Origin of the sequence: Bacteroides sp. AF25-38AC (assembly GCF_003602995.1) — a bacterium.
Taxonomy (GTDB): domain Bacteria; phylum Bacteroidota; class Bacteroidia; order Bacteroidales; family Bacteroidaceae; genus Bacteroides; species Bacteroides uniformis.
Map to the genome: position 1 here is coordinate 18,098 of NZ_QTMD01000025.1, position 24,929 is coordinate 43,026.

The window sequence follows — 24,929 nt, forward strand, 5'->3', positions numbered from 1 at the left end:
CTAATTATCAGCTGCCTTTGTACATTCGTCTACCAGATAGGCAATGGATACATAGGGGATACCTGAGTTTGTTGTCAATCCGATTTCACAAGTACGGCTGTTAGAGTAGCCTATATTCACTCCGGACGCTTCTATTTGCGGGCGGAGTTTGCGTAGGGCGTACGAGTTCAGCTCAGGATAGGTGAATCCCCGGTCTCCGGCAAAACCGCAGCAACCTACTTCTTCCGGCACGATGACTTTACTGGAGCAAAGGCGTGCAAGGGCTATAATGGTATCTGCCAGTCCCATTTTCCGCATGGAGCAGGTGATGTGGATTGCTACGGGGCGGTTAATAGGTGTGAAAATCAGCTTCTCACGTAAGAATGTATAGATGAATTCTGCAGGTTCATACAGTTTCATCTTCTTGATACATTCGCGCATGCGGTGCAGACAAGGGCTTTGGTCACAGAGGACGGGGTATTTGCCTTGTTCGCTGGCTTCCCAAAGTGCGGCCTCCAGTTCGGCTGTCTTGCGATCGGCAATGTCCAGCATCCCTTTACTTTCCCAAATGGTGCCACAGCAAAGCTTGTCCATATCTTTCGGGAAGATGATTTCGTAACCGGCTTTTTGCAACAAGGACACCATTTTATTTACCAATGACTGCTCTACGGGAGACTTCTTTGCCAGACCCATAGTCTGGTTGATGCAGCTGGGGAAGTAGACGACTTTGTAGTTACGAGTTACAGAGCTACGAGCTACAAGTGCTGCGCTATTATGCTGCATAGTGCTTGTAGCTTGTAACTCCGTAGCTTGTAACTGATAACTTTTCGGCATAGCCGGCGTCCATAGAGGTATGCCTAATGCATTGTGCAGCCCCTTGGTAATGCCGCTCATCGCCTTTGTCCCTAATAGTGAATGTCCGAAGTTGGCTAAGGACAATACGGGACGCAGTGCACTCTTGACACCAGCGAAATGATTGGCGACAAAGTCTCCGGCTCTGTATCCCAGACTGCCTTTGGGTAATGCTTCCTGGCGGATTATATGGGTAAGGTCGCCCGTATTGATACCCATCGGGCACGACATGGAGCAGAGGCCGTCTCCGGCACAAGTCTGGTTGCCGGGATAGCGGTATTGTTTTTCGAGCAGTGCAAGGCGTGTCGGGTCCTCGCCGCTTTGTTTCAGCCGGGATATTTCGCGCTGCAACACGATACGCTGGCGCGAGGAAAGGGTAAAGCCGCAGGAGAGACAGTTGACTTCGCAGAAACCGCACTCGATGCATTTGTCAGCTACGAGTGACGTAGCTTGTCTCTTGTCACTCATCACTAATAAAGGCAGCGGCTTGAAGTTCTTGATATGGCATTGCGGGTCATCATTGAAAATGACACCGGGGTTTAGCAATCCTTGTGGGTCAAACAGCTCTTTGACGGCTTTCATGGCTTTGTAGGCGTCATCTCCCCATTCATGGCAGACAAAGGGAGCCATATTCCGGCCCGTGCCATGCTCGGCTTTTAGGGAACCGTCATATTTATCTACTACTAAGGTCTTGATGTCATTCATCAAGTCTTCGTAGCGTTTCACTTCCGCTTGGGTACTGAAGGACTGGTTGATGATGAAGTGGTAGTTGCCTTCGAGAGCATGGCCGTAGATGCAGGCGTCATTATATCCGTGGCGGGCTATGAGCTGTTGCAGTTCTGCCGTTGCCTCCGGAAGGTCTTCAATGTGGAAGGCGATGTCTTCGATGAGGCAAGTGGTTCCCGGCTGGCGCGTACCTCCCACAGAGGGGAAGATGCCGGAACGGATGGCCCAGTATTTGGAATATTCCTCCGGACGGTCGGTGAAGCGTACCGGAATATAGGTGGTGAAGGCTTGCAGGCAAGCTTCAATGGCAGATATGTTCTGTTGCAGTTCTTCCGGGGTACGGGCTTTGGTTTCGGTCAGCACTGCTGTCAACCCGGTTTCGTCGCCGGGCTCCACGCCGGGGAGGGCAGAGGAGGCAACTTCGCCTTTGTATTTTAGGAATACGGGGTCGTTGACGGAAGAAAGGCTCTTATAGTCTAGCATTTCAGCCCCTTTTACTGTCCATTCGCCGGTTTCGTCGACCAGCTTCTTCATGGCTACCACAGCGCGGCTCGCTTCTTTGATGGTCTTGAAGTAGAGCATAGCGCTGGCCTTGTAGGGATAATCATATTCAGTCTTCATCGTCACTTCCGAAAGGAACGCCAGTGTACCTTCGGAACCTACCATGAGGTGGGCAATGATTTCGAATGGGTCGTCGAAACGGACGAAGGGCAACAGATTGAGCCCGGTTACATTTTTGATGGAATATTTGTAACGGATGCGTTCGGCCAGTTTTTCGTTGGTACGTATTTCATCGCGCAGTTCGCAGATGCGGCGAATGAAGTCACGGTGACTCACTTCGAAGGAGGCGCGGCTGACGGGATTTCCGGTATCCAGCAGGGTACCGTCCATTAGGATGATACGGGCGGAAACAAGCACCTTGTCGCTATTGGCGTGCGTACCGCAGTTCATGCCGGAAGCATTGTTCATGACAATACCGCCTACCATGGCGCTTTTCACCGAGGCGGGGTCCGGTGCAAACTTACGGCCGTAGGGAGCCAACAGTTCGTTCACACGTTGTCCGATGATGCCCGGTTGGAGGGTTATCTGTTCGTAGTCGGCGGATATGCTGTATTTTTCCCAATTCTTACCGGCTACGATGAGGATGGAGTCACTAATGGCTTGGCCCGACAAACTGGTCCCTGCCGCTCGGAAGGTGACGGGCAGCCCGTGGCGGCTCGCCAGTTTCAACAGTTGTGAAACTTCATCTTCGTCTTTCGAACGGATTACAATCTGGGGAATCAGTCGGTAAAAACCGGCATCCGTACCCCAAGCCAGCCGGCGAAGTTCGTCGGTGTAAATCCTTTCCTGCGGAATGAATTGTTTTGCTTCCTGCAGGAAAGCCATGTAACTATGCTCTTTCATGTTCACTTTTTTTTATTGCATCACTTCGCTTCAAAGTGCTCTGTAAACGTGTCTTACGAGGGGGTACATTCAGTCGTATACTGAATATATTTAAGTATACGACTGAATGTGGTTCTGTATACGACTGAAATAGTCTCCGTATCAGGCTCTTTTCCCTTCCTTATTTATCTGTAAATTTATTTATATAAATAATACTTTTTCGACAACTTACGGAAGTCTTCGGCATCTTTATACCAGTAGTCGCGTATGTCCTCCCAACGGTTCCGTTTCGAGAAGCGCTCGCGTATCTGCCGCGAACCGCTTACTTTGTCGAACATGTTGAAACGTCCCTTGTCGGCATGGTCAAACACGGCACGGTCAGGATAGAGGGCGGCGACTTCCTGCATGACCAGGAATTGCAGGTCGCTCAACGGTGCTTTGCCGAAATCCATGATGTGCACTTGCACACCTTGCAGCAACTCGCCTTTGCCTACACTATAGAACGGCTTTAGGTACATCGGTCTGAAGATGACCCCCGGTACGTTCAGACGGTTCAGGTTTCCGGCCAGCTTTTCCGCTTCCATCCATGGTGCGGCAAACATCTGGAACGGAATGGTATACCCCACGCCGATAGACATATATCCTAGTTCACCCAGAATGCCGCTGACGGGGTAGAAGAATGCAGAATGAGGATGTGGAATGTGTGGAGAGGAGGGAACCCATTGCAGTCCGGTTTGGGTATAATCCATCTTGCGTTTCCAGCCTTTCATCTTCACTATGTGGAGATTACATTGTTCCCCATCCTTCAACATCTTCTCGCCATTGAGCATCAGTGCCAGCTCACCGCAAGTGAGGGCGTAAAGGTACGGAATTTTAAACTGGCTTACAAAAGAAATGCAATCATCTTCAACCAAGTTGCCTTCAATCTTCAATCCGCCTACGGGATTGGGCCGGTCCAGCACAATGAATTCCTTGCCGTTTTCGGCAGCGGCTTCCATGGCCAGTCCCATGGTGCTGATGTAGGTAAAGGAACGGCAACCGATGTCTTGGATATCATACACTAATACATCCACATCTTTCAGCATGTCCGGCGTGGCCTTGCGGGTCTTTCCGTAAAGCGAATAGACGGGCAGTCCGGTAGTCGCGTCTTTGATGTCCGTCACATGGTCGCCTGCGTGCACATCGCCGCGCACGCCGTGTTCGGGGCCGTAGAGTGCCACAAGGTTCACGTTGGGCGCCTCGTGCAGGATGTCAATGGTGGACCTCATCCGGTTGTCCACCCCCGTCGGGTTGGTAATCAATCCTACACGCTTACCTTCCAGGCATCGGAAATTCTGTTCTTTCAGTACCTCGATACCGGTCTTTATTCTGATCTTCTGTGCTTGCATCGCACCTCCGCAAAGGAGGCAGAGCAAGGATATAATAATAGTCCTCTTCATAACCAATCACTAAATATTACTCACAAAACATTAATCATTAACCATTAATCATTTTTTTCCATATTCCGGGTCTATCCTTCTGTCTGCAAAAATGGTGACAACAACCGTGGCGAAACAGCATATCATTACCAACCAGAAGAAGTCCGTATATCCGATAGCCTCCTGGATATATCCCGCAAACATACCTGGTATCATCATGCTTAGTGCCATGAATGCGGTACAGATGGCATAGTGGGATGTTTTGAATTCACCTTCGGAGAAGTACATCATGTAGAGCATGTAGGCCGTGAAACCGAAGCCGTAGCCAAATTGCTCGATGGCGATGGCGGTTGAGATAGCAAACAGATTGTCGGGCTGGGCAATGGCAAGATAGACAAACGTCAGGCATGGCAGAGTCATGCATCCTGCCATCCACCAGATGGATTTTTTCAAGCCAATGCGTGATGCGAACAATCCTCCGAGGATACCGCCCAGGGTGAGGAATATGACTCCGATGGTGCCGTATACGATACCTACTTCTGCTGTCGATAGTTCCAGACCTCCCGATTCTTTGGAGGCAACCAGGAAAGGCATACACATTTTGATGAGGAATGCTTCAGGCAGGCGGTACAGCAACATGAACACGATGGCCAGCAATGCGCCCGGTTTGGTAAAATAGGTGGCGAATGTTCGTCCGAATTCTCTGAATATAGCTCCTGCAGTGGCGGCATCGGCAGCCAGTGTTGACTTATCTGAGGTGGGTTTGGGGACTGCAAAGAGGTGATAGAACGTCACCAGGCTGAACAGAACGGCTGTAACCAGCATCGTGATGGTCCATGACAGCGGAATGTTTTCGGTTCTCAGTTCGATGGCGCCGGCAATGGCTACGAGCACGCCTTGTCCGAAGATAGAGGCGAGCCGGTAAAACGTGCTTCGGATGCCAACGAAGGCTGCCTGGTCACTCTGTTTCAGTGCCAGCATGTAGAAGCCGTCGGCGGCAATGTCGTGTGTGGCAGAGGCAAAAGCCGTGATGATGAACAGCATCAGCGTGATGCTGAACATGCTGATGGGGGTTGTTCCGGCCGCCATAGTCGCCTCGTCCGGCCGTGGAATGGACAGCGTCAGCAGGATGAATGCCACAGACATCAGAATCTGCATGGAAAGGGTCCACCATCTTTTGGTCTTGATGATGTCGACAAACGGGCTCCAGAAGGGTTTGATAGTCCATGGCAGATAGAGCAGGCTTGTGAACAAGGCCATTTCTCCGTTCGGTACGCCCATTTTGGTAAACATCATCACGGAGATGTTGTTTACGATAAAATATGGAATGCCTTGTGCAAAGTACAAGGTGGGTACCCATGCCCATGGCGATATGTTTTTTGTATGGTTCATGATATTGATTTATTGTGTTCTATTCGATTATTCATACAGCTTGTCAATGCTGGCACCTATATAGTAGTGCAACAGTATTGCATCATACTTATACCCTTGCTCGCCCATCACGGCTGCACCTATTTGGCAAAGTCCCACACCATGCCCCCAACCGGCACCGGTGAGGATGAAGCGTCCGGGAATGCCTTCGGCGGACAACTCCTCTTTGTCTACCACGAAGGCAGAGCTGTAGAGGTGTGAAGTGGAGAGCGTGCGGCGGATTTCCAGTTCCTTGCCGATGGTGAGTGTGCGTTTGGTTCCCACAATCTTCAGTTTCCAGAGGCGTCCGCTGGTTCCGCGGGCTATGGGGATAAGGTCGATGATTTGTCCGTAGTCAATGCCTGAACGTTTCAGAATGAGGGCTGAAAGCTCTTCCTGGGTATATTCCACTTTCCAGCGATAGAAGTCCGTAGTCTCCTGGTCATAGTTATTGAGTACCTGCGAGAGGATTTTCTTGTCGGTGGTGTTGCAGAATGCTTCGGGGGAGGTACGAATCCAGCGGTCCGCTTCGACTTCCTGCGTCAAATCGGGCAGTGTGGCGTGCGTTTTGCTGTCTCGTTGTTGGGCAAGATAGGGGTATTTGATGTCTTCCCAGCAGTATTGGAACTCCTCGAAAGCACCGCCGCAGCATTTGGAGAAACGGGCGTCGCAAATCTTACCATCAGATGTCAGTACCTGGCCGCGGGTAGCGGAGATGGCTTGTTTCACAATATCGGTAGAGGCACGTGTAATGCCCTGGTAGCGTTGACAATGGTCGTCGGCGCATACATCGAAACGTGTGTGGTCTTCTCGGTCGTACCAGCGAATCAGCTCTTCGTCGGTCTGCGTAAAGGCCGAGTAGTTAGCTTGGGCTTCGGTGATTTCCTTATTCTTTTGTATTTGTGCCAGTAGCCAGCTTCGGGAGATGACAGCGTGTGCCTTGAGCAGCTCCAGAGAAGCGGTGGCACTCATCTCGGAGGAGATGACGCTGGTCAGATAATCTTCTACATGGATGACGTTGATGCCGGTGAGCTTTCCATTCTCAACGATGATTTTGAGAGCACCCAGAAAACGCTGGTCTTCCTTGCGCTCCCAATGGAAATTGATGCCGATGGTAACGTCCAATAGTTCGAAGGCATCGGTCTGCTCGTGTTGCGGTTCAAACAGCAGTTCGTCATACCGGCGTCCATTCCAGAGAATCTTGCCTTCGTCGTAGGTCACTACCTGCTTGCCGCTGACTTCCGTTCCGTCCATGCGATACGGATTCAGCAAAACGAATTCTATCTGCGGTTCAAACAGAATGCCTACTTGTACTTTGGGCTCTTTCATAATGGTATTTCTTTAAAATTAGAGTTCTTGGATTTCAGAAGTCATATTTTTTCCCTGATACGCTGCCGTACCTTGTGGAAATCTGTGGCAGAGAGGCATACTTCACTTAATATCTGCGCCACGTCTTCCGCAGTGATTTTCAAGAAATCCTTTTCTACGGGGGTGATAAAGACACCTCCCAAGTCGACGGATGCCGGGCTGCTCAACAGATTGGCTTCTCCTTCGGCAGTATAGCAGGCGGGGCGGTGTTTCTCGCGCGGGAAGACAAAGACCACCCAACGGTCGGCCTCGTATAGGACCAGTACGTTCATCATCGGCTCGTCTTCTTCGGGTTTCACGTCCAGAGAACGGTAAATGATGTCGAACAAGTCTGCCGCGTCCTCTTTGGAGGTGGATTCAATCACAAGTGTGGCACGGGGAGCGTCGTCAAGATACCACAGTGCTGCTTTCCTATAATCGGCTATTTTCCCGGCAGTCTGTCCGCGCCAGTCCTTTTCAATAGGCATGAACCCTTTGTTTCCTGCCTGGAAATGAGCATGGTCGGGGGCGGAAGCACCACATTTGGGACCGTTGTAGAAGATGGTGTAATCCGTCAGCGCCTCGGCCAGCTCCAGCATGTCGGTGAAGCGGGTGGCTATGCGTTGAGGGGTATGTGCCAGTTCCGGTACTGTCAGGTGGCGGGGGAAGATGGGGAACGGATTCACCAGAATATTGTAGTGTCCTCCGAACGGGATACCTTTCTGTACCGGCGGCAAATTGGCCGGGCACAGAAAGCATTTCCGTTCCAGGATGGACTTGGCATCCACTTTGGCACCGGAGGAAACGATGCGTGCGGGGTTGAACTGTACCTTATAAAGTATCCCGTTTACATTCAGCTCTTTCACCCGCACACCGGAGAGGGCGGCATAGTTGTTGCGTGCCGTCTCCCAGGATGCCAATTGTCCAGTCAGAAGATGGTGTATCGTTTGATTCATATCACTTGTTTTTGTTCATCGCTATGCGTGCCTGAAGTTCCCAGGTACGGATGCGGTCTTTGTAGAGGTTGTGTCCGTTCATTTTCACGATGTCCAGTGAGGCATCGGAGTTGTCGTCCCAGCGGCGGCAGAGGTAGACCACGTCGTACACGCGTCCTATCTGGTACTGGCGGGAGAAGTTCAGTCCCAGTGCATAGTCTTCGCCATAGCTGGTATTGGGTACTTTCACTTCGCGCAGTACCGGGGTATAGAAGGCGCGCGGGGCACCCAGACCGTTGATGCGGAGGGCGTTGTTGCGTCCGTTTGCCGGAGTCCATTCCTTGTGGTCGATGATGCCCGGAGCAATCATGTTCATGTTGAAGTCCGTCATCATATAGGTGCCTACCACCATGGCGCAGTTCTGTTCGTAGAAGGCGCGTACCATGATGGCGAGTGTGTTTTCGTCTTTGTATACGTCGTCGCTGTCCAGCTGCACGGCAAACTTGCCACACTTGGGGTGGTGTACACCTACATTCCAGCAACCGCCGATACCGAGGTCGTTGCGTTCGGGGACGATATGGATGAGGCGTTCGTCGTCCTTGAATTCGTCGATGGCTTCCGTTGTGCCGTCTGTGGAGTGGTTGTCGATGATGATAAGATTATATTTGAAGTCTGTCTTCTGCATCAGTACCGACTTGATGGCATCGCGGATGGTACGGATACGGTTGCGCACCGGAATGATGACCGAAGCTTCATACTCAAAGTTACCGGCAGAGAACTCAATCTTCTTGAACTCCGGTGCCAGATATCCCCCGATTTCTTTCAGATGTTCGGTACATGCCTGCTCCATCTCAATCTGGCGGTCACGGTTTTTGGGGTCTACATAGTCGAAAATCTTTTCGCCGCTCTTGCGGGTATCGTTTTCCACCTCGCTGTATAAGTATTCGTTGATATGTACCAAGTTTGAATGTTGGCTCAATTTCAAGCGCAGGTCGTAAAGTCCGGCGAAGTTGTAGTCAGACTTCATGTGTCCGGCGGCTTCCTTTAGTTTTTCGGTGTTGAAAAGGAGCAGGGAGCCAAAGTTGAAGTCATCCCTCAAGGAACCGAATTGGTAGTCGATTACCGGAGCGTTGCTCTGCTTGCCGTCTGCTATTTGGTAGTGGTCGGCATATACCATACCGGCGCTTGAATCTTCAAGGATGTGTATCATACGTTCCAGTGCAAACATACCCATTTCGAGCGTAGTCTCTTTGGTATAAAGCAATGTGTATTCTCCCTTGGCTGCATTAGCAATAGCTTTGAGAGTTGCACTGCTGTAGGGCATGTCAACAAACAATATTTCGCAGTCCGGGAGCGATTCCAGAGTGGCATCGGTCGTGATTAACCGGATTTCTTCTATAAGTCCTGTCGCCTGTAGGCTATTCACTGTTTTTTCTACTTGTTCTTTTCCTGCGTAGGGAAGAAAGCAACTGATTTTATTCATGATATATCTTTTAATTTTTAATTCTCAATTTTTAATTCTCAGAAGTCCCACTTCCCCGCTGGTTGCCGTGAATAGAACTTCGTGGCCGTTCAACGGAACTACGGTACTGATGAGTGAATTTCCTATTTTATGTTTCCACAGTACTTTGCCTGTTTTTCCTTCCAGTGCGAAGATAAGTCCTTCTTTGGTACTGCCAAACATTACCCCCTCTTTTTCCACTTGCATGGAGGGGGCATGCTCATAACCGAAACCTACATTGGTTGCCCACAACTCCCGCGGAGTATCTCCTTGAGCTGCATAGCAAACAATGCTGTCGTTCATCGTTTTGCTATAGATACGTTCACCGTCTTCGGAAAGTCCGATGGTCTCGCGCACCATGGACTGGAAGGTGCGCCACACGGTATTGCCCGTATGGATGTCTATGGCGGTCATGGCGCGTTGCGGGTCGGTAATGAATACTTTGCCGTCGGCAGCTACCGGCCATACGGCGGCAGGAGAGAAGTGCATGCGGGTCAGTCCGCCCGTCCATTTCCACAACTCACGTCCGTCAGTCTTGTTCAAGGCATACAGTGTATTGTCCCATGCGCCGAAGATGACCTTGTCTTCCGTCACCAACGGCTTGGTTTCGATGTAGCCCTTCACGCCGGTGTAGGTCCAGATTACTTTTCCTGTATGGATGTCTGTGGCGCGGAAAGTGGCATCACTGGCACCGATGTAGGCGGTACCGTCTGCGATGGTCACGGCTCCGAGTACCGGTTCGGCAGCTCTTACCGTCCAGAGCAGGTTGCCGTCTTTGGCATTCAATCCGTAGATGTGGCGGTCGGCAGACCCGAATACAACGATACCTTCGCTTACGGCCGGAGTACCGACAATACGTTTGCCGGATTCAAAGCTCCATAGCTTTTTGCCGTTTTTCAGGGCGTAGGCTGTCAGCCGTCCCATATCGTCTCCTACGAACACTTTATCTTTTTCTACGGCGGGCGAGCAGTAAATGCCTGCACCCGTCTGTACCATCCATTGTTCCTTTACTTTCAGATATTCCTTGTTGACCGAGAAGTCGGGATATTTCTCCGCTTTTCCATTGCGGTCGTAATATTGCCCGGCCAGCGAGAAGGCAGCCCATTGCTTCTTAGGCTCGCCGATACGTTGCGTGTATACACGGATGGAGTCTTTGGTTACTTCGTAAATGCCATAACCCGGTTTTCCTTCTTTGTCGCGCAGGTTGCTGCGCATCAGTACGCCCGGAATGCCGTCATAACGTAAATCCCGGTTGCTGTGATAATGCCCGCCGATAAACAGGCGCACGTTGTAAGGGCGGACGGCATCCGTCACCTCATACCAGTTGTCCACATCCCCGTCCATTAGCGGGTAGTGGGTGACAAGTATCACCGGTTTGTCTTTGCCATTTTTCTCCATTTCCTCCGTCATCCAACGGATATCTTGCGGCACTACATGCCCGTAGGCCATACGCATCAGCGGACCGGAGTTGAAGCCGAGGAAAAGGAATCCCTTATGCTCGAACTCGAAGCGTTCGCCGCCAAAGATTTCTCCGAAAGCGGTGCAGCCGGAGTCGCTCCATTTCGTTTCATGGTTGCCAAGGGCTACGTGGTAGGGTACTTTCAGCAAGTCAAGGCACGATTTCACTTTTTCCATGGTGGCACGGTCGCCTTCTTCGGTCAGGTCGCCCGTCACCAGGACAAAGTCGATACTGTCGGTGGCATTAATCTGTGCTATGGAACGCAGCAAGTCCTCAGTGGGATTCGGATTGTTCGGGGTCAGATGAATGTCTGTCAGTTGGGCAAAACGGAATGTCCCTTGCTGTGCCTGCATCCCCAGGGGGAGCAGGCAAGCCATCAGGACAATTATTAACAGTCTTCTGTTCATAGATGATGATTGGTTGATATTATTTGTTGTCGTTGAAGAATGTCAGCACAGCATTCATGAGTGCCTCTCTTTCAGAATCAGTACGTATGGATTCAAAAGGGAATCCCAATACAAAAGTCTTGTAGTCGCCTTGGTAGGCCACACCGGCACTCAGGTTGTTTTCAGAATACCGCATCACGGTGTGTGCATCTTTGGTTGCCGGTTCAATGGCGTCCGGTGATTCCACCACATACGAATCGGCATTCAGCTCATTGTGATAGGTATAGTTTCCTGAAAGGGCGGGGAACGGAGAAGCTACGCTTTTCACCTTACCCATTGTAGCCGCTTGTCCCACACGCCACTTATATTTCAGTACTTCCATCGCAAATTTCTTGTCGGCTTCGTCGGCAGTTGCAAGGCGGTTGTCCCATAAATCCGTTCCTACAAAAGCGCCCGAAACAAAGATATTTCCACCTTGCTTACAATAAGCCACAATAGCCTCCTGCATCGGTTTGCTGAAAGTCTTGAACTCCAACGGTTTTACGCCTCCCCGTCCCATCTTGGTCTGGCACTGTTTCCCAAGTATCAAGTCCACATACCTATACTCTTTCATATCTACCGAAGTATTTTTATCTCCCCTTCCTACGGGGGAGGGGTTGGGGGAGAGGCTTTCGTTGCTACACGATACAAACGAATATCCCGCTTTCAGGATAGCGGCACCATGTATGGCAGGATAATCGAACGTATTTCCTGCGATGACTTGGGTCTCGTAATTTCCATAACTGTCGCCGAAACCGGAGGCGTCGTCGTCCATCCAGGGAATGGAACGGCGGTATTCCTTCATCTTGCCAATGTAGCTGATGTCCCGGATATAGGGGACCCCGTGGTCCTGCTCATCCAGAAATCCGGCAAGGAGGGTGTCGGCGGGGGTGGGTGCCGTAAAGTCGGCAGGGGCACTGATACGGTCGAATCCGTTTATCACCAATACGGTACCTTTGGAATTGAATGCTCGTCCGGCAGAAAGAATTTCGGAAGGGAAACTTTCACCGCCCTTGTTGACAGCGGTAACCTTGTAGCTGCATACCATGCCGGCGGGGAGCGTGGTTCGGTAACTGTTGCCGTCCACCAATACTCCGTTGTCGAAATCCCCGTCGCCGATACGGGTATAAACAATGTATTTCTCTGCTACGGCAGTCGGTTCCAACGCATCCGCTACGGGTTGCCAGGTCAGTTCCACTTCGTTCTCGCTGGTCATGCGCAAGGCCATGTGGTCTACCGGTAACGGTTGCACTACATAATCCATGTGGTATTGTGAGCAGAGGAACTGCAACATACCTTTATAGATGGCGCGGCTTACGGTGAAACGGAAACGTGGGTCCAGTCCGTAGCGCATGTCTGCAAAGTTTTGATGGGAAAGCAGTTCGAGCAGCATGGTAGGTACGCGGGGTACACGGGCCTCATAGTAAGATTGGTTCCATTTGCCACGGCGTGTCCATTGAGGTTCGTAGAGGGTACGCACGTCGCGCACGATGTTGGACTGAATCAAGTCTGTCAGGTCGTGGCTCAGATAGCGTGATGCTCCGTTGGCGAACTTCTCATTGTAGGCGTTGGTATGGTAGATGCCGAGTGTCCCGATGATGGAATCGTTCAGTGTAGTTCCTGCATCGGAGTGGAAGGCGAAGGCCATGTTGACGGGGATGTTCAGCCCTCTCTCCGTCGGATTCACGGCAGAGCCTCCGGAAAGGTAGTTCACCCAGATACCACGGCATTTATAGTCATCCGTATAGTCGTTCTTTCCGTTGCTTTCTGAATATACGCTGTCCGGTATGCCTGCCCATTGCAGCCAGTAGCGGGCGGCTTCGCAGAAACGGGGATAGTTAGATAGTTGATAATTGATAGTGGACAATGGAGAATAGGTTACACGGTCTTGGATGTTGCCTGTATGGGTGTTTTGCAGGTTGCGGGTGTCGGAGCTTTTCAGGTTTTCCGTAGCGCCCTCGTTGGAGATGCGGCGGGCGATGTTCCCCATACCGCCGCCAATCTTCACGGCGTCGGCGGTGATGATTCTTCCTACTTTGGAGGAAAGGTTGCTCAGAACGACTTTGCATTCATTGTTCCGACCGGCATTGAAGCCGAAGGTGCCGAGGTAAATCCAGGTGCCGCCTCCCATTTGCTGGTTTACCTTGAACTGCGTGGTGCCGCCTTTGTGATAGACGGTGTAAAGGGCATCGTCCGCGCTGTTTGGCAAGGTTTGGTAAGAGACGTATACGGCGTATTGTCCGGTCGAAGGGATTTCGGGAATCCATTCGGCGGTGCTTGCGTTTCCTTTCTTGATGGTTTCTATAGCGCGGTAAGTGCCTTCCTTGAAAGGATTCTCAAAGTCTATGTATTGGGGGCGCAGGTGGGCGAAGCCTTGTCCTGCTCCCTGGCTCCAGAGCTTGTCACCGGAATTTTCTGTATAGACGGAACGGCCGGTCAGGCAACCGTCATTGTCTACGATGACTTCTGCCGTCTGGCAATCGCGTTCGCGGGGAAGCAGCACGTTGGCACCGGCATTTTCCAGCATCGGCACGAGGAAAGGCAATACGTAGCTTTGGGTGTAGAGGTCTTCCACGGTCTGGAAGATACGTGCACGCTGCCATTCCCAACGGTCGAGTTTCGGCTCGTAGTACCAGCCGTGGCTTTGCCATAGGGCGATGTGCCGGTTCTGCAAGCCGTTGGTAGGGGTGTAGGGGGCGGAAATGTCGGTAACTAAAGGCTTGGAAGCGACGGGATTGAATGTCTTCGTCTTTTTGTCTTTTTTACTACGCAGGACTTGGGGAACCAGTTCTTCGATGCTGCGCTTGTTGGTACGGATTTGCAGCTTGTATTTGGTAAACTCCGCCGGTAGCAGGGCACTTACGCCCTGGTATATTTCGGCTACATTGTCCTCGCGGAAAGGAATATAGGCACAGTTCATGTTGGCAAACAGTTGCAGCGTATTTCCTTCCACGGCCACTGAGTCGATGCTGATACGTCCTACGGAAACTTCTTTCCGTGCGGTGGTATCCAGGAATTTCCCGATTTCCTGGCGGACATCCGTCGGAAGTTCTTGCGCACCTCCCCATTGGGGGAAGAGGGAGGCGGCAAGCAAACTTAGTAAAAACTGACGTCTTACGTTCATAGATGATGTATTAAGTTAATTGTTCTTTTTATCTTTCCTAATCAACAGACAGAGACCGATGAAAGTGAACAGTGCATTGAAAATCAGCAACTCGTAGCTGAATTGATAACCTCCGAACCAGGCTTCGGAATTTTTCTGCAGAATGAAGCAGAGAACCGGGGAGGCGATGGCAACCAGCGGGATGTACTTGTCACGCACTTGTTGTTTCATGAAGATGCCGAAAGCAAACAGACCCAAGATAGGACCGTAGGTATAGCTTGCCAGGATATATACAGCATCGATGACACTGGTGTTGTTCAGAAGATTGAATACGAAAATGGTGATTCCCATAACAACCGCCATGCCGATGTGCACTTTCTTGCGCATCTTCACAACCGTCTCTTCCGACTTGCCTTTCGTTCCCAGAATGTCTACGGTGAAGGAAGTGGTCAGCGCGGTGAGTGCCGAGCCTGCGGCTGAATAGGCAGAAGAAATCAGGCCGATGATGAACAGTATGCCCACAATGGCAGGGAAATAGTTGCCGGTGGCAATCAGCGGGAACAGTTCGTCACTCTTCTCCACCGCAATCTGCTGGTTGGCGGCAAAGATGTAGAGCAGCACGCCCAGCATCAGGAAAAGCAGGATGACGAAGAACTGCGAAATGACACTGGTAATCATGTTCTTCTGTGAGTCCTTGAAGTTCTTGCAGCTCAGGTTGCGCTGCATCATGTCTTGATCCAGCCCGGTCATGGCAATCATGGTGAAGGCACCGGCGAGGAACTGCTTGAAGAAGTACTGCTTGCTGTTCACATCGTCGAAGAAGAAGATGCGGGACATGTCACTGTCGGCAATGGTGCTTACCATACCGGTAAATGACAGATTGAGGTCGGAAGCGATATACCAGATGCAGAGTACGACCGACACCACCAAGCAGAATGTCTTCAGAGAGTCTGTCCAGATAAGAGACTTTACGCCACCCTGGAAAGTGTACAACCAGACCAGTGCCACCGTGATGGCCACGTTCAGCAGGAAAGGCAGTCCGAAAGGTTCGAATACCAGCAGTTGCAGCGTCAGGCATACGAGGAACAGACGGACAGCGGCACCGAGCATTTTGGAGATGAAGAAGAACCAGGCACCCGTGCGGTAGGAAGACATGCCGAAACGGTTCTCCAGATATTCGTAGATGGATACCAGGTTCATTTTGTAGAATAGCGGTACCAGCAGATAGGCTATGATGAGCTGTCCGGCAATGAAGCCCAACACCATTTGCAGATAGCCGAAGCTGCTGGCGGCAACCATGCCGGGTACAGATACATAGGTCACACCTGAAATGGCGGAACCGACCATGGCGAACGCCACGACATACCAGGATGACTTGCGGTTACCTACAAAGAAGCCGGCGTTGTCTGCCTTCCTTCCTGCAATATAGGATACCGTGAACAGTATCGCGAAGTAGGCGGCTATGGTGATGATTACGGATAGTGGAGTCATAATGTTTATTTACAATTTGTTCATTTACAATTTACAATTTGCCATGCGGCGTTTCTTTAGTATAAACTGTTGTACCTTCCCATTTACTTTTGAATTGTACCTTCTCTGAAATTGTACATTGTAAATAGTGAATTGTACATGTCTTTATTCTTCGTAGAGCAGATAGGGCTTGCGCTGTACCTTGAATTTCTCTACGTCGTCTTTCCATCTTGCCTTGATTTCTTCGGCGCTCTTCCCTTCCTTTATCATTTTGCGCACGTAGTCGGTGCCTATCAACAGTTCGAAGAAGGAACGGAAGAAGTGGTCGTCCATGTTCAGATTCCGGTAAGCGTCTATCACGTAACTCAAGTCAATACCGCGTTTCCAGATTTCCTCGTCGCTCATGTTGCTCAGGTTCACGCCGTGGCAAAGCTTGCCCAGCTGGGGCGGATTCTTGGCTCCGGGAACACTGCGCGGGGTGAAGCTGTAGCTGTAGCCCGTCATGTTGGGATGCCCGTAGACCTGGAAGGGGAGGTCGGTTCCTCTTCCCAGACTGACCGGAGTGGCCTCGAAATAGCAGGTCGAGGGGTACAGATAGATGGACTTCATGTTCGGCAGATTGGGGGACGGGGGAATCGGCAGCTTGTATAGTGTCTGGTGCGTATAGTTCTTGCAGGGAATGACGGTCAGGTCGCAAGTGCGTGACGCCGGCAACCAGCGTTCGCCGTTTACCATCAGGCCCAGTTCGCCCAGCGTCATGCCGTGCACCACGGGAATCGGCAGCCAACCTACACCGGATTTATATTTCATGTCCAGTATCGGGCCGTCCACGTAGTGTCCGTTCGGATTGGGGCGGTCCAGTATCAGCACCTTGCGGTTGTATTCTGCACAAGCGTCCATCAGCCGGCACATAGAGGCATAATAAGTATAGAATCTCAGGCCTACATCCTGGATGTCTACCACAAGGATATCGAACTTGCGCATGGATGCTTCGCTTGGTTTTCCGGATTTCCCGTCGTACAGCGAGAGGATAGGTACTCCGGTCTTCTTGTCTACCGAGCTGGACACGTGTTCGCCTGCGTCGGCATCTCCTCTGAAACCGTGTTCAGGGGAGAAAATGGCTACTACATTGAACTTGTTTTCCAGCAGAATATCCAACAGATGCTTGTCTCCTATCATTCCTGTATGATTGGAGAATATGGCAATTCGTTTATCTTTTAGGATTGGAAAATACTCGGAAGTCTGTTCATCACCTAAAATAATTCGTTCTTCTTGTGCCCGGCACAGTAAAGAACTACATAGCACAAAGGCTAAAAGCAGCAGTTTCTTCATAATAGTATTATTAAGGAGGACGTTGTTTGCAACAAAGATACGTTTTATTTTAATATCAAAAACACTTATTTGGGTATTTTTAGTATTATCAATCATAATTTGCAAATAGTCAACTGTTCACCTTATTAATAATGGTTGAACTGCATCAACTGCGTACGGAAATACTTTTTATAAAAAGAGTGAGGGCCAAGTTTGCCCTCACTTTGGTACAATCGGTGGGAGTGCCGGCTCATTCTTCTATTCTTACCAGATGATAAAGTGTTCCCCGGTTCGATTTCTTGTTGAGGATGTCCAGCTTGCGGAGCGTGCGCCCGAAAGCTGCTATCCGGTTGATGGCCAACTTATCCCTCGTTTTCTGTTGCAGGTCGTTGAAAATCTGCATGGCTGTGAGCCATTCGCCTTCTTCGCTCTCCTCCGCGCCACGGAAATGGCAAAGGAAAAGTTCTTCCAATGGGTCTACCCGCTCGAATTCCCGGTTGTACTCCTTTACGATTGCTTCGTCAGTGTCGTCCAGCCAGTAGCGTTCACCCTTCATGATGTCGTGCATGGCTTGGGCATAGAGCTGGCGATAATTGATAGTGACGTTTGTCTGGATAGGGCCGGTCACTTCGATGCAAATGAAACGGCGGCTTCCCGACGGGTCGGTCAGCAGGTCTTTCAGATTGCTGGTCCCGATGAAGGAGGCATAGCGGCGCATTTCCTGAATAGTGCTACCGTAGGGCTTTCGCAGGTTGGCAACCGGTTTTTGCAGGAGGTGCTTCAAGAAGCCTTGCTGATTGGCGTTTATCTGGTCGAATTCGTCGATGTTAATCAGAAAAAAGCGGCCAAGGCTGCGCTCCGCTTCCTGCTTGCTCTTGAAGTCGATACTGTCGGTGTAGCCGAAACGCAGCTCCGGTGGCAATAGGATGCGGCAGAAAGTACTTTTGCGGTAACCTTGCGGACCTACGAGCAGGGGCGAGGTGTTGTTGCCGTGCTGTTTGTCGATTCCCCGCCAATGTGCCACCATGCCAAGAAACCACCGGTAGAACAGTTCCCTCCAGTGGGGATTGTGGCAGGGCACGAGGTCGGCCAATGCGCGGATGCGGTCTTTGCCGTCCCAGCGTCCGGTGTTATAGAGATATTCTTCGATGGGGTTGTATAGCGGCACGTAGTCCGAAGACAGGAAGCGGGTGATGTCGCGGTCCCACACACGTACTCCCTCTTTCAGTACCTTCATGGCGATGCTGCTGCGTACGCGCTGGTCGGCAGGCTGGAAGTAGAAGTGGATGGAGTCGCGCTGCCGGTATTCCAAGTCGCCAAGCACGGTGTTGTAGCGGAATTCGTAGCGGCGTTTCATGAACTCCTCCAGCCGGAAAGCAGTTTCCTGGTCTTTGTTCAGGCTGCTGCGGGTGCCGAAGCCTTTCAATTCCCCGTAAAGGTTATGCAGCGTCAGGCGTACAAGGGGTTCGTCTGCCTCCCGGTAGTAGTGCATCAGTGTCTGGCGCACCGCTTCTTCTTCAGGAATGCCGGCTTTGAAGCAATGTTCGGCAAGGCGGGACAGCAGCGGGCGCAGGTCGTCGCCCCGTCGCCAGTTGTCCAAATCGCGGAAGGCGCGGTCGAGGGCGGCCTCGAAGAGCAGGTTGCATGTGTCCGCCACTTCGTAGCCGGGAGTCATTCTCAGCAACGGATTGCTTTCCTGCTGTTTCCGTTGGCGGTAGTTGTCTTCCGAGGGCAGGGCGCAGGGCTGTTCCAGGCAGAAGGCCACGGCAGTGGGGCTATAATAGGGCTGTTCGTCCACGGTCATCCGGCAGCTTTGTAGGAGTGAAGGAGCCCGGAGGGTGATGGGGAAAGGGAGAAGGGGTTGGTAGCACTTCACTGCCAGGCGGTAGGCGTGGGCGTGGAATAAGGCGATATCGTCTTCATTCTTTGGAAGCCCTCCGTCGGGCAGGGTGAAGCGTACCCATATTTTGGCGCTTCGTCCGCTGGAGCCACAGAAGGCGGCAAAGGTTTGCGGCAGCAGGGCGGCTTGTTGTTTCACCAGTTCGGCTTCGGCCACCCCGGCCAGGTTGTTTACTTCCAGTAGTACCAGCCCGTTGTAAGTCTTTATCCGGTGTTCTCCTGCTTTGGTGCGGGTCATTTCTACGGCGGGATAGAGACGCGGCAGTCTGTCGATATGCTCATATCGGGCGTTGGTCCCTTTCAAATGCGGGATGATGCTACGCAGCTCCGTAATGTATCCGGTCTTGTTCTCGGTTTTCAGCTTTTCCATCAACATGTCCGTTTCTTGTGTGCTGACGGCCTCTTTTCCGCTTTCGCGTTCCTCTCTGATCAGTGTGATTTTCATTCTTTATCGTGTATGTAATATTCTTGTAAAGATACGCCGGGAAAGGGGTGGATACAAGCTTTTCAAGGATTATTTTCCGATTGGCTTCTTTTTTGGGGTGGAATGTCTATATGTTTCTTTTATAAAAGGTGTTCGTTTCTTTGCTTATCCCCATAGTTTTGTCTACTTTTACACCAGAGTTTATGAACAGTCCACTAAAGTGGTCTTTCTTGTTCATATTAGTGAACGGAGCAGCTCACTACAGTGAACGGTTCTGCTCACGGGCTGGGCTGTGATATAACCTTGGTACTTCAACAGACTGCGTACGTACTTCGCACGTGTTCCGTGCAGTGCTTTATCGTATAATGTAACCCTTTAACGCAGTTTGAACTATGGCTATTTTGTTTGATTGGTACGAGAATCCGGACTCGTACGACAAATCTCCGGAAGATAAAATCCTTCATCCCCGTCTCCGCCTAAATGGGAGCAGGTCTACCGATGAATTGCGGCGGGACATCCAGGCACGTTGCTCATTGACAGAAACCGATGTGACGGCTGTGCTTGATGCTGTGTCGCACGTCATGGGCAGGGAACTTGCCGAAGGAAGGCAGGTGCATCTCGACGGCATCGGCTACTTTCGCGTGTCGCTCACCACGATCGAACCGGTAGTGGCTGCTACCAAGCGTAAGTTGACGAAGGTGAAGATGGCGGGTGTGAAATTTCGTGCCGACCAAAAACTGAAAAATGAAATTGGTACCATCAAGGCAAAGGCTTTGAAGGCAAACGAGCATTCGGCTAAACTGACGGATAAAGAGATAGACCGTCGGCTGACCAACTATTTCGCCACTCGCCCTTTTATGACACGGAATGACTTTCAAAGCGTTTGCGGCATGATGCGTACTACTGCCATGCGGCATATCCGTCGGCTGCGCACCGAAGGAAAGTTGAAGAATGAGGGAACAATGCTGCAACCGATTTATGTACCCGTTTCAGGATATTACGGTAAGAATGAGTGACTTATAACTTTGAACGAAGAAATCTTGTGGTGAGGGCAAATTTTGCCCTCACTTTTTAAATTTGCTCTCACCCACCTCTTGAATGCCGATGAATAGGGCGATGCGTGCGAAAGGTGAGGGTGGTGAGGGTGGATGTGTGAAATTTAGTTTAGTTTGATGGGCGGCTGAATATGGGTATTCCCATACGGTGTATATGTTCCAAAAGGTCGGCATTCTTTAATTTGCCATAGATGGAAAGGTCTACGCTGTAAGGCAAAAGCAGGTCGTCTATTTCATCGGAAAGGCTGCTTAAAGTATTATACGTAAGTCTGTCTCCCATCAGCGTGATGTCTATGTCGGAAAAAGGCTTGAAATTTCCTTTGGCTCGTGAGCCGTACAAAACAGCCTGCTCTATTTCTTCATGTTTCCGGAAGAGATTGCATAGCTTTTCCAGTTCATTGTCGGTCAATCCGTACATAGCTCAATCGAATAAGGATGGTGTATTCAAGGATTGCATTTTCTCTTCAGAGACTACATCGTTGTCATGATTGTGCGATGTCAGATTTCGGGCTTCTATAGTCTCCGTCCATTGCTTGTCATCAATTAATCCCATTTCAAGGGCTTTGCGTATGGCATCACGGGAGCTGCGGATGTCGGTATACCCCTGATATTCTGCATAGTCCTTCATCACTTTCCAGGCCAGTTCGTGGGTATATTCAAAACGCTGTATCCATCGTATGTCTTGCTGTACCATGATAGCTGTCTGTTTTTAAGTAAGCAAATATAAGCTTCTTTTGTGTAACGAGCAAATGGATGGGGGCTTTTTCGTGAAAGCTGTCTGGGGCTATTTTGGAGAAAGGCTGTTTTTAGGTGTGGAATAAGTTCCTGAATTTGTTGAGCCGATGTCGAAATAGTTATATATGTATGTTCTGGTTCCACATGCATTTATGAAATCAACCGTTACGCAAACTCGTTCAATTTCATGACTGTTCCGACTGCTGAAAGTAGTGAAATAATATCCTTGCATGTCTACCTCCCAATCGCAGTCAACACTCCAATGAAAATCATGCGCACCTTCAGGAATAGGATTCAATCCGCATTCACCTCCGCTTTGTGACAGATAGCCATATATAATGTCATGGTCATTTTCTTGTATTCCTGATACATTGAAAGTAATTGGTTTGGAAAACTGAACAGTGTATTCCTTTGTGTGTACTATTGCGGTTAAGGTCGTATAAATGGAACTGCCTCCGGGTGTCCCTAAATTATTCAGGGTGATAGCAGGTGATGCCTGATTTAATTGCGAATATAAATCGTTGCCAACAATCCAATCCACTGTTGCTTTTGTGGGAAAATTCTTGATACTGAATGTCCCGTTGTCACAGATTACGTCAGGGCCAATCAGTTGCATTGATGTCTTAGATACACTCAAAGGTAGCTCATTGGTAAAATTATCGGTTTGATTTTTATATTTGTAGCTCACTTTGACACTTGCGTTACCGGGTTGTGTCGGTACGATTGTTACCGTAGAGCTGTTCTGACCACTTACTATCTTAATATTCTTCCCGGTCCAATAAAATGTATGTGCCTTGCTGTCATTGATGGAATATATGTATTCTTTATATTGTTCAATATTTCTGTAGCCATCTATTTGAGGACCCATATTGGGAAAACTGATATTGCTTTTCCGAGCCATGAAATACTCTTTTGCTCCGATAGAATTTATGTAGAAATCATGGACTTCTACTCCGACATCGCTGTTCTTGAAGGCTTGCTTTGATTTCAAATTTATTTGGAATTTGCTTTGTGTAACAGATGCACTTTGAGAGATTTCAGCGAATAGATTTTTATCGTAAGTCCACTTTATGCCCGTATCTTTGTTTATGGGATAATTGCACCAAAGTGTTATCGTATCTCCCAATTCAAATGTTGAAGGGGCATTGATTGGCATAGGTTTCATTTTGACATTGATGTTTCTTAGATCTGCGGTAAGTTCGATTGTACTTTTTTCAGGACGTACCATCAGGGTAGAATTACTACCTGCTTTAGTCCATAATACATTTATTGGAAAATGGTTTTTTACTGCTGGAATTTGGGTTACCCATGTACTCTCGAATCGTTCTTGGTAGTTTGTTTTGAATCGTGCTTCTCCACCGACTGCTGAAATTCTTATACCTACAGATTGTTTTTGTATAGGAATACTTAAATCATAAGTGTAGTAACCATCACCAACATAGGGGTTCATTTCGCCCGTAATAGTACCGCTTATGTAGGAAGCACGTGTTGTGACATCAGAATAGAAATCCTTATCTTGTAACTCGTCTGTTTGTTCTTCTTTGTTGCAACTACTATTGATGAAGCAGATTAGTAGTACGAAAAATATGTTCTTCTTTTTCATGATATGTTTCTTGTTAGTATGTTATGAACGAAGGGAAAGTATATGATATTGATTTATGGTTCCTTTTAGAAGGTGCTATTCGTGTTTCTATACACCTTTTAAAGGGAATAACAAAAGCGTCCATACATTTGTATTTAGATACATGGAATGTATGAACGCTTTAATTAAATCCAAACGAGGTACAGCGCGATATGCTGTTTTTAGTTGATTACCAACCCGGATTCTGCTTCATGTTTTTATTCAGGGTCAACTGTGTAGTTGGAATCGGGTAGAAATAATGTTTGGCTTCATAAGTACGGATTTGTGCATCGGAGGCATCTATATATCCGTTCTTGGTCGCTTCTTCACAGTCAGGCACATTGCTTACGTTGGCGCCCAACATGGTGTTCGGGTACTTGGTTGAATCCAATTTGTCGAGCTGGTGCCAACGGATTAAATCCCAATATCGGTACCAGTTATCCATAATCAGTTCGCAACGGCGACAGCGGCGTATCTCCCAAATCAGATTGCTTACTCCCATATTATTGGCAGGATCGGCATCTGGAGTAGTTGTCATAGCCGGCAGGCCGGCACGAGCCTGAAGCTTGTTTATGGAGTTGTTGAGATCGTCTTGTGTGAGAGAACCCATTTCGGCTTTGGCTTCTGCAAAGTTCAGATAAATAACTGAAATCCAATAGAGCGGGCAGTCGGTGTATTGGTAGCCGATGTTGTTTCGGTCGCTAACACTCAATTCTTCGGGGTTATCATACTTGGCGATGCCATAACCGGTCGATGTGGTGAAGGCTGCTACACCGGCACGGCTGTAGGCGTGGCCTCTGAAAGAAAGTACCGGGTCAAGAATTTCGGACAGGCGCTTGTCGCGTACGGCCAAAACCTCTCTTATAGAGTAATTTTTGTCTGCATCCAATACGGCTGCATCGTCCTTGTTTTTCGAGGTTGTTGCCAACGGTTTTCCATCAAGGAAAAGGAAACTGTCGAATGCGTCCTTTGAAATGCCGTGCGTACCACTTGTATTGATTGTGTAGTCAATGGTGGAGTGCCTTAACGAACTTTGTGCATAAGGCTTGTAGAAAATCATTTCCGGATTGCTTGCCAGGCTGACAGAATTATAGTTGGCTTTGTAACTGTTACTTAGAGAGTAGTTTTTGGCCATAAGATATTCGCAGGCTGATACACATTCTTGCAAGTATTTGTTGGCGCGGCTCTCATCAGCGGCTTTGCCATTCTCAGCTTGAGTGCGATATTTGCAGTATGTACCTTCATATAAGGTGATGTCTGCTTTCATGGCATATGCCATGTCGGTGCTGAAACGTTGCCGATTGCTGTTTGCGGTAATGTGTTCGCACGCATAATTGATGTCTGCCAGCACATGGTCCATCACTTCATCCCGGTCGGTGCGTGGTCCGTAGAGGACTTCGTTGTCGGCTGGGTCGATAACTTTGTCTATCCATTGAACATCGCCGTACATACGGACCAACTGATAGTATTCCCACGCACGGTTCATGCGTGCAAGACCTTCATAGTGGGCCTTTGTTGCTTCATCAAGAGAGGAAGACTGTACACCGGCAATGATATAGTTGGCGCGTCGGATTTCTGTGAAAGGGGCTGACCAGTTTGTGGAAGATGCGACCACGTTAGTGTAAGTCCAGTTATGGCTTTCTGCATCTACCTGGTCATCGCTTATTGTTTTGAAGTAGAACCATCCTCCACTGGCTCCGTTGCCAAAGCCGGTAAAGTTGTTATAAAAAGTATTGCACTGATTATCCAAATTATCGGTGTTGCTCCAGTATGCCGGAGTATTCGTGAAGGTATCCAAGGGGGATTTGTCCAGCAAATCGTTGCAACCGGTTAACATCGCCAGCGCTGTGACCCCATATATAAATAATTTCTTCAT

General features: G+C 49.6%; 16 protein-coding genes. 1 reads left to right on the top strand and 15 read right to left on the bottom strand.

What is annotated here, in order from left to right; genetic code table 11:
- The 11 genes from DWY55_RS15855 to DWY55_RS15910 form a co-directional block, all read right to left on the bottom strand.
- Entirely contained in the window at positions 1-2,961 is a 2,961-nt protein-coding gene (locus DWY55_RS15855) for an FAD-binding and (Fe-S)-binding domain-containing protein (RefSeq protein ID WP_117887566.1), read from the bottom strand.
- A gap of 176 nt (positions 2,962-3,137) precedes the next feature.
- Positions 3,138-4,379: an exo-beta-N-acetylmuramidase NamZ domain-containing protein gene (locus tag DWY55_RS15860; protein WP_005834674.1), complete on the bottom strand. Its 1,242-nt coding sequence runs from the start codon at positions 4,377-4,379 to the stop codon at positions 3,138-3,140.
- Positions 4,380-4,427: 48 nt separating this feature from the next.
- Complete coding sequence (locus DWY55_RS15865; protein ID WP_005824972.1) at positions 4,428-5,750, bottom strand: MFS transporter; 1,323 nt, start codon at positions 5,748-5,750, stop codon at positions 4,428-4,430.
- Positions 5,751-5,777: 27 nt separating this feature from the next.
- A complete protein-coding gene (locus DWY55_RS15870; protein WP_005834675.1) occupies positions 5,778-7,097 on the bottom strand; it encodes a SpoIID/LytB domain-containing protein in 1,320 nt (439 codons plus the stop codon).
- Positions 7,098-7,138: 41 nt separating this feature from the next.
- Complete coding sequence (locus DWY55_RS15875; RefSeq protein ID WP_005824968.1) at positions 7,139-8,071, bottom strand: DUF4922 domain-containing protein; 933 nt, start codon at positions 8,069-8,071, stop codon at positions 7,139-7,141.
- Between the two features lies 1 nt (position 8,072).
- Positions 8,073-9,533: a glycosyltransferase family 2 protein gene (locus DWY55_RS15880; protein ID WP_008662785.1), complete on the bottom strand. Its 1,461-nt coding sequence runs from the start codon at positions 9,531-9,533 to the stop codon at positions 8,073-8,075.
- A gap of 24 nt (positions 9,534-9,557) precedes the next feature.
- Positions 9,558-11,417 carry a PQQ-binding-like beta-propeller repeat protein gene (locus DWY55_RS15885; protein ID WP_008662787.1) on the bottom strand — a complete coding sequence of 620 codons (1,860 nt, stop codon included), beginning with the start codon at positions 11,415-11,417 and terminating at the stop codon, positions 9,558-9,560.
- Between the two features lie 19 nt (positions 11,418-11,436).
- Complete coding sequence (locus DWY55_RS15890; protein ID WP_035446994.1) at positions 11,437-14,559, bottom strand: xanthan lyase; 3,123 nt, start codon at positions 14,557-14,559, stop codon at positions 11,437-11,439.
- A 15-nt stretch (positions 14,560-14,574) separates the two neighbouring features.
- Complete coding sequence (locus DWY55_RS15895; RefSeq protein WP_008662791.1) at positions 14,575-16,029, bottom strand: sodium:solute symporter; 1,455 nt, start codon at positions 16,027-16,029, stop codon at positions 14,575-14,577.
- Positions 16,030-16,173: 144 nt separating this feature from the next.
- Complete coding sequence (locus DWY55_RS15900) at positions 16,174-17,340, bottom strand: exo-beta-N-acetylmuramidase NamZ domain-containing protein (protein WP_117600247.1); 1,167 nt, start codon at positions 17,338-17,340, stop codon at positions 16,174-16,176.
- 229 nt (positions 17,341-17,569) lie between these two features.
- Positions 17,570-19,663 (bottom strand): BT4734/BF3469 family protein, encoded by a 2,094-nt coding sequence (locus tag DWY55_RS15910; protein WP_117600248.1) that lies wholly within the window; start codon positions 19,661-19,663, stop codon positions 17,570-17,572.
- A 371-nt stretch (positions 19,664-20,034) separates the two neighbouring features.
- Here DWY55_RS15910 and DWY55_RS15915 point away from each other — a divergent pair, with 371 nt between their 5' ends.
- On the top strand, positions 20,035-20,658 hold the full coding sequence (locus DWY55_RS15915) for an HU family DNA-binding protein (protein ID WP_005824951.1): 624 nt from the start codon (positions 20,035-20,037) through the stop codon (positions 20,656-20,658).
- Positions 20,659-20,806: 148 nt separating this feature from the next.
- On the opposite strand, the gene DWY55_RS15920 is transcribed toward DWY55_RS15915, so the two are convergent.
- The 4 genes from DWY55_RS15920 to DWY55_RS15935 all read right to left on the bottom strand — a co-directional run bounded on the left by DWY55_RS15920 (position 20,807) and on the right by DWY55_RS15935 (position 24,929).
- Positions 20,807-21,115, bottom strand: a complete 309-nt coding sequence (locus DWY55_RS15920) for a nucleotidyltransferase domain-containing protein (protein WP_005824948.1) — start codon at positions 21,113-21,115, stop codon at positions 20,807-20,809.
- 3 nt (positions 21,116-21,118) lie between these two features.
- Positions 21,119-21,391 carry an HI0074 family nucleotidyltransferase substrate-binding subunit gene (locus DWY55_RS15925; protein WP_005824947.1) on the bottom strand — a complete coding sequence of 91 codons (273 nt, stop codon included), beginning with the start codon at positions 21,389-21,391 and terminating at the stop codon, positions 21,119-21,121.
- Positions 21,392-21,481: 90 nt separating this feature from the next.
- Positions 21,482-23,035 (bottom strand): hypothetical protein, encoded by a 1,554-nt coding sequence (locus DWY55_RS15930; RefSeq protein ID WP_022401087.1) that lies wholly within the window; start codon positions 23,033-23,035, stop codon positions 21,482-21,484.
- Between the two features lie 208 nt (positions 23,036-23,243).
- Entirely contained in the window at positions 23,244-24,929 is a 1,686-nt protein-coding gene (locus DWY55_RS15935; RefSeq protein ID WP_118274553.1) for a RagB/SusD family nutrient uptake outer membrane protein, read from the bottom strand.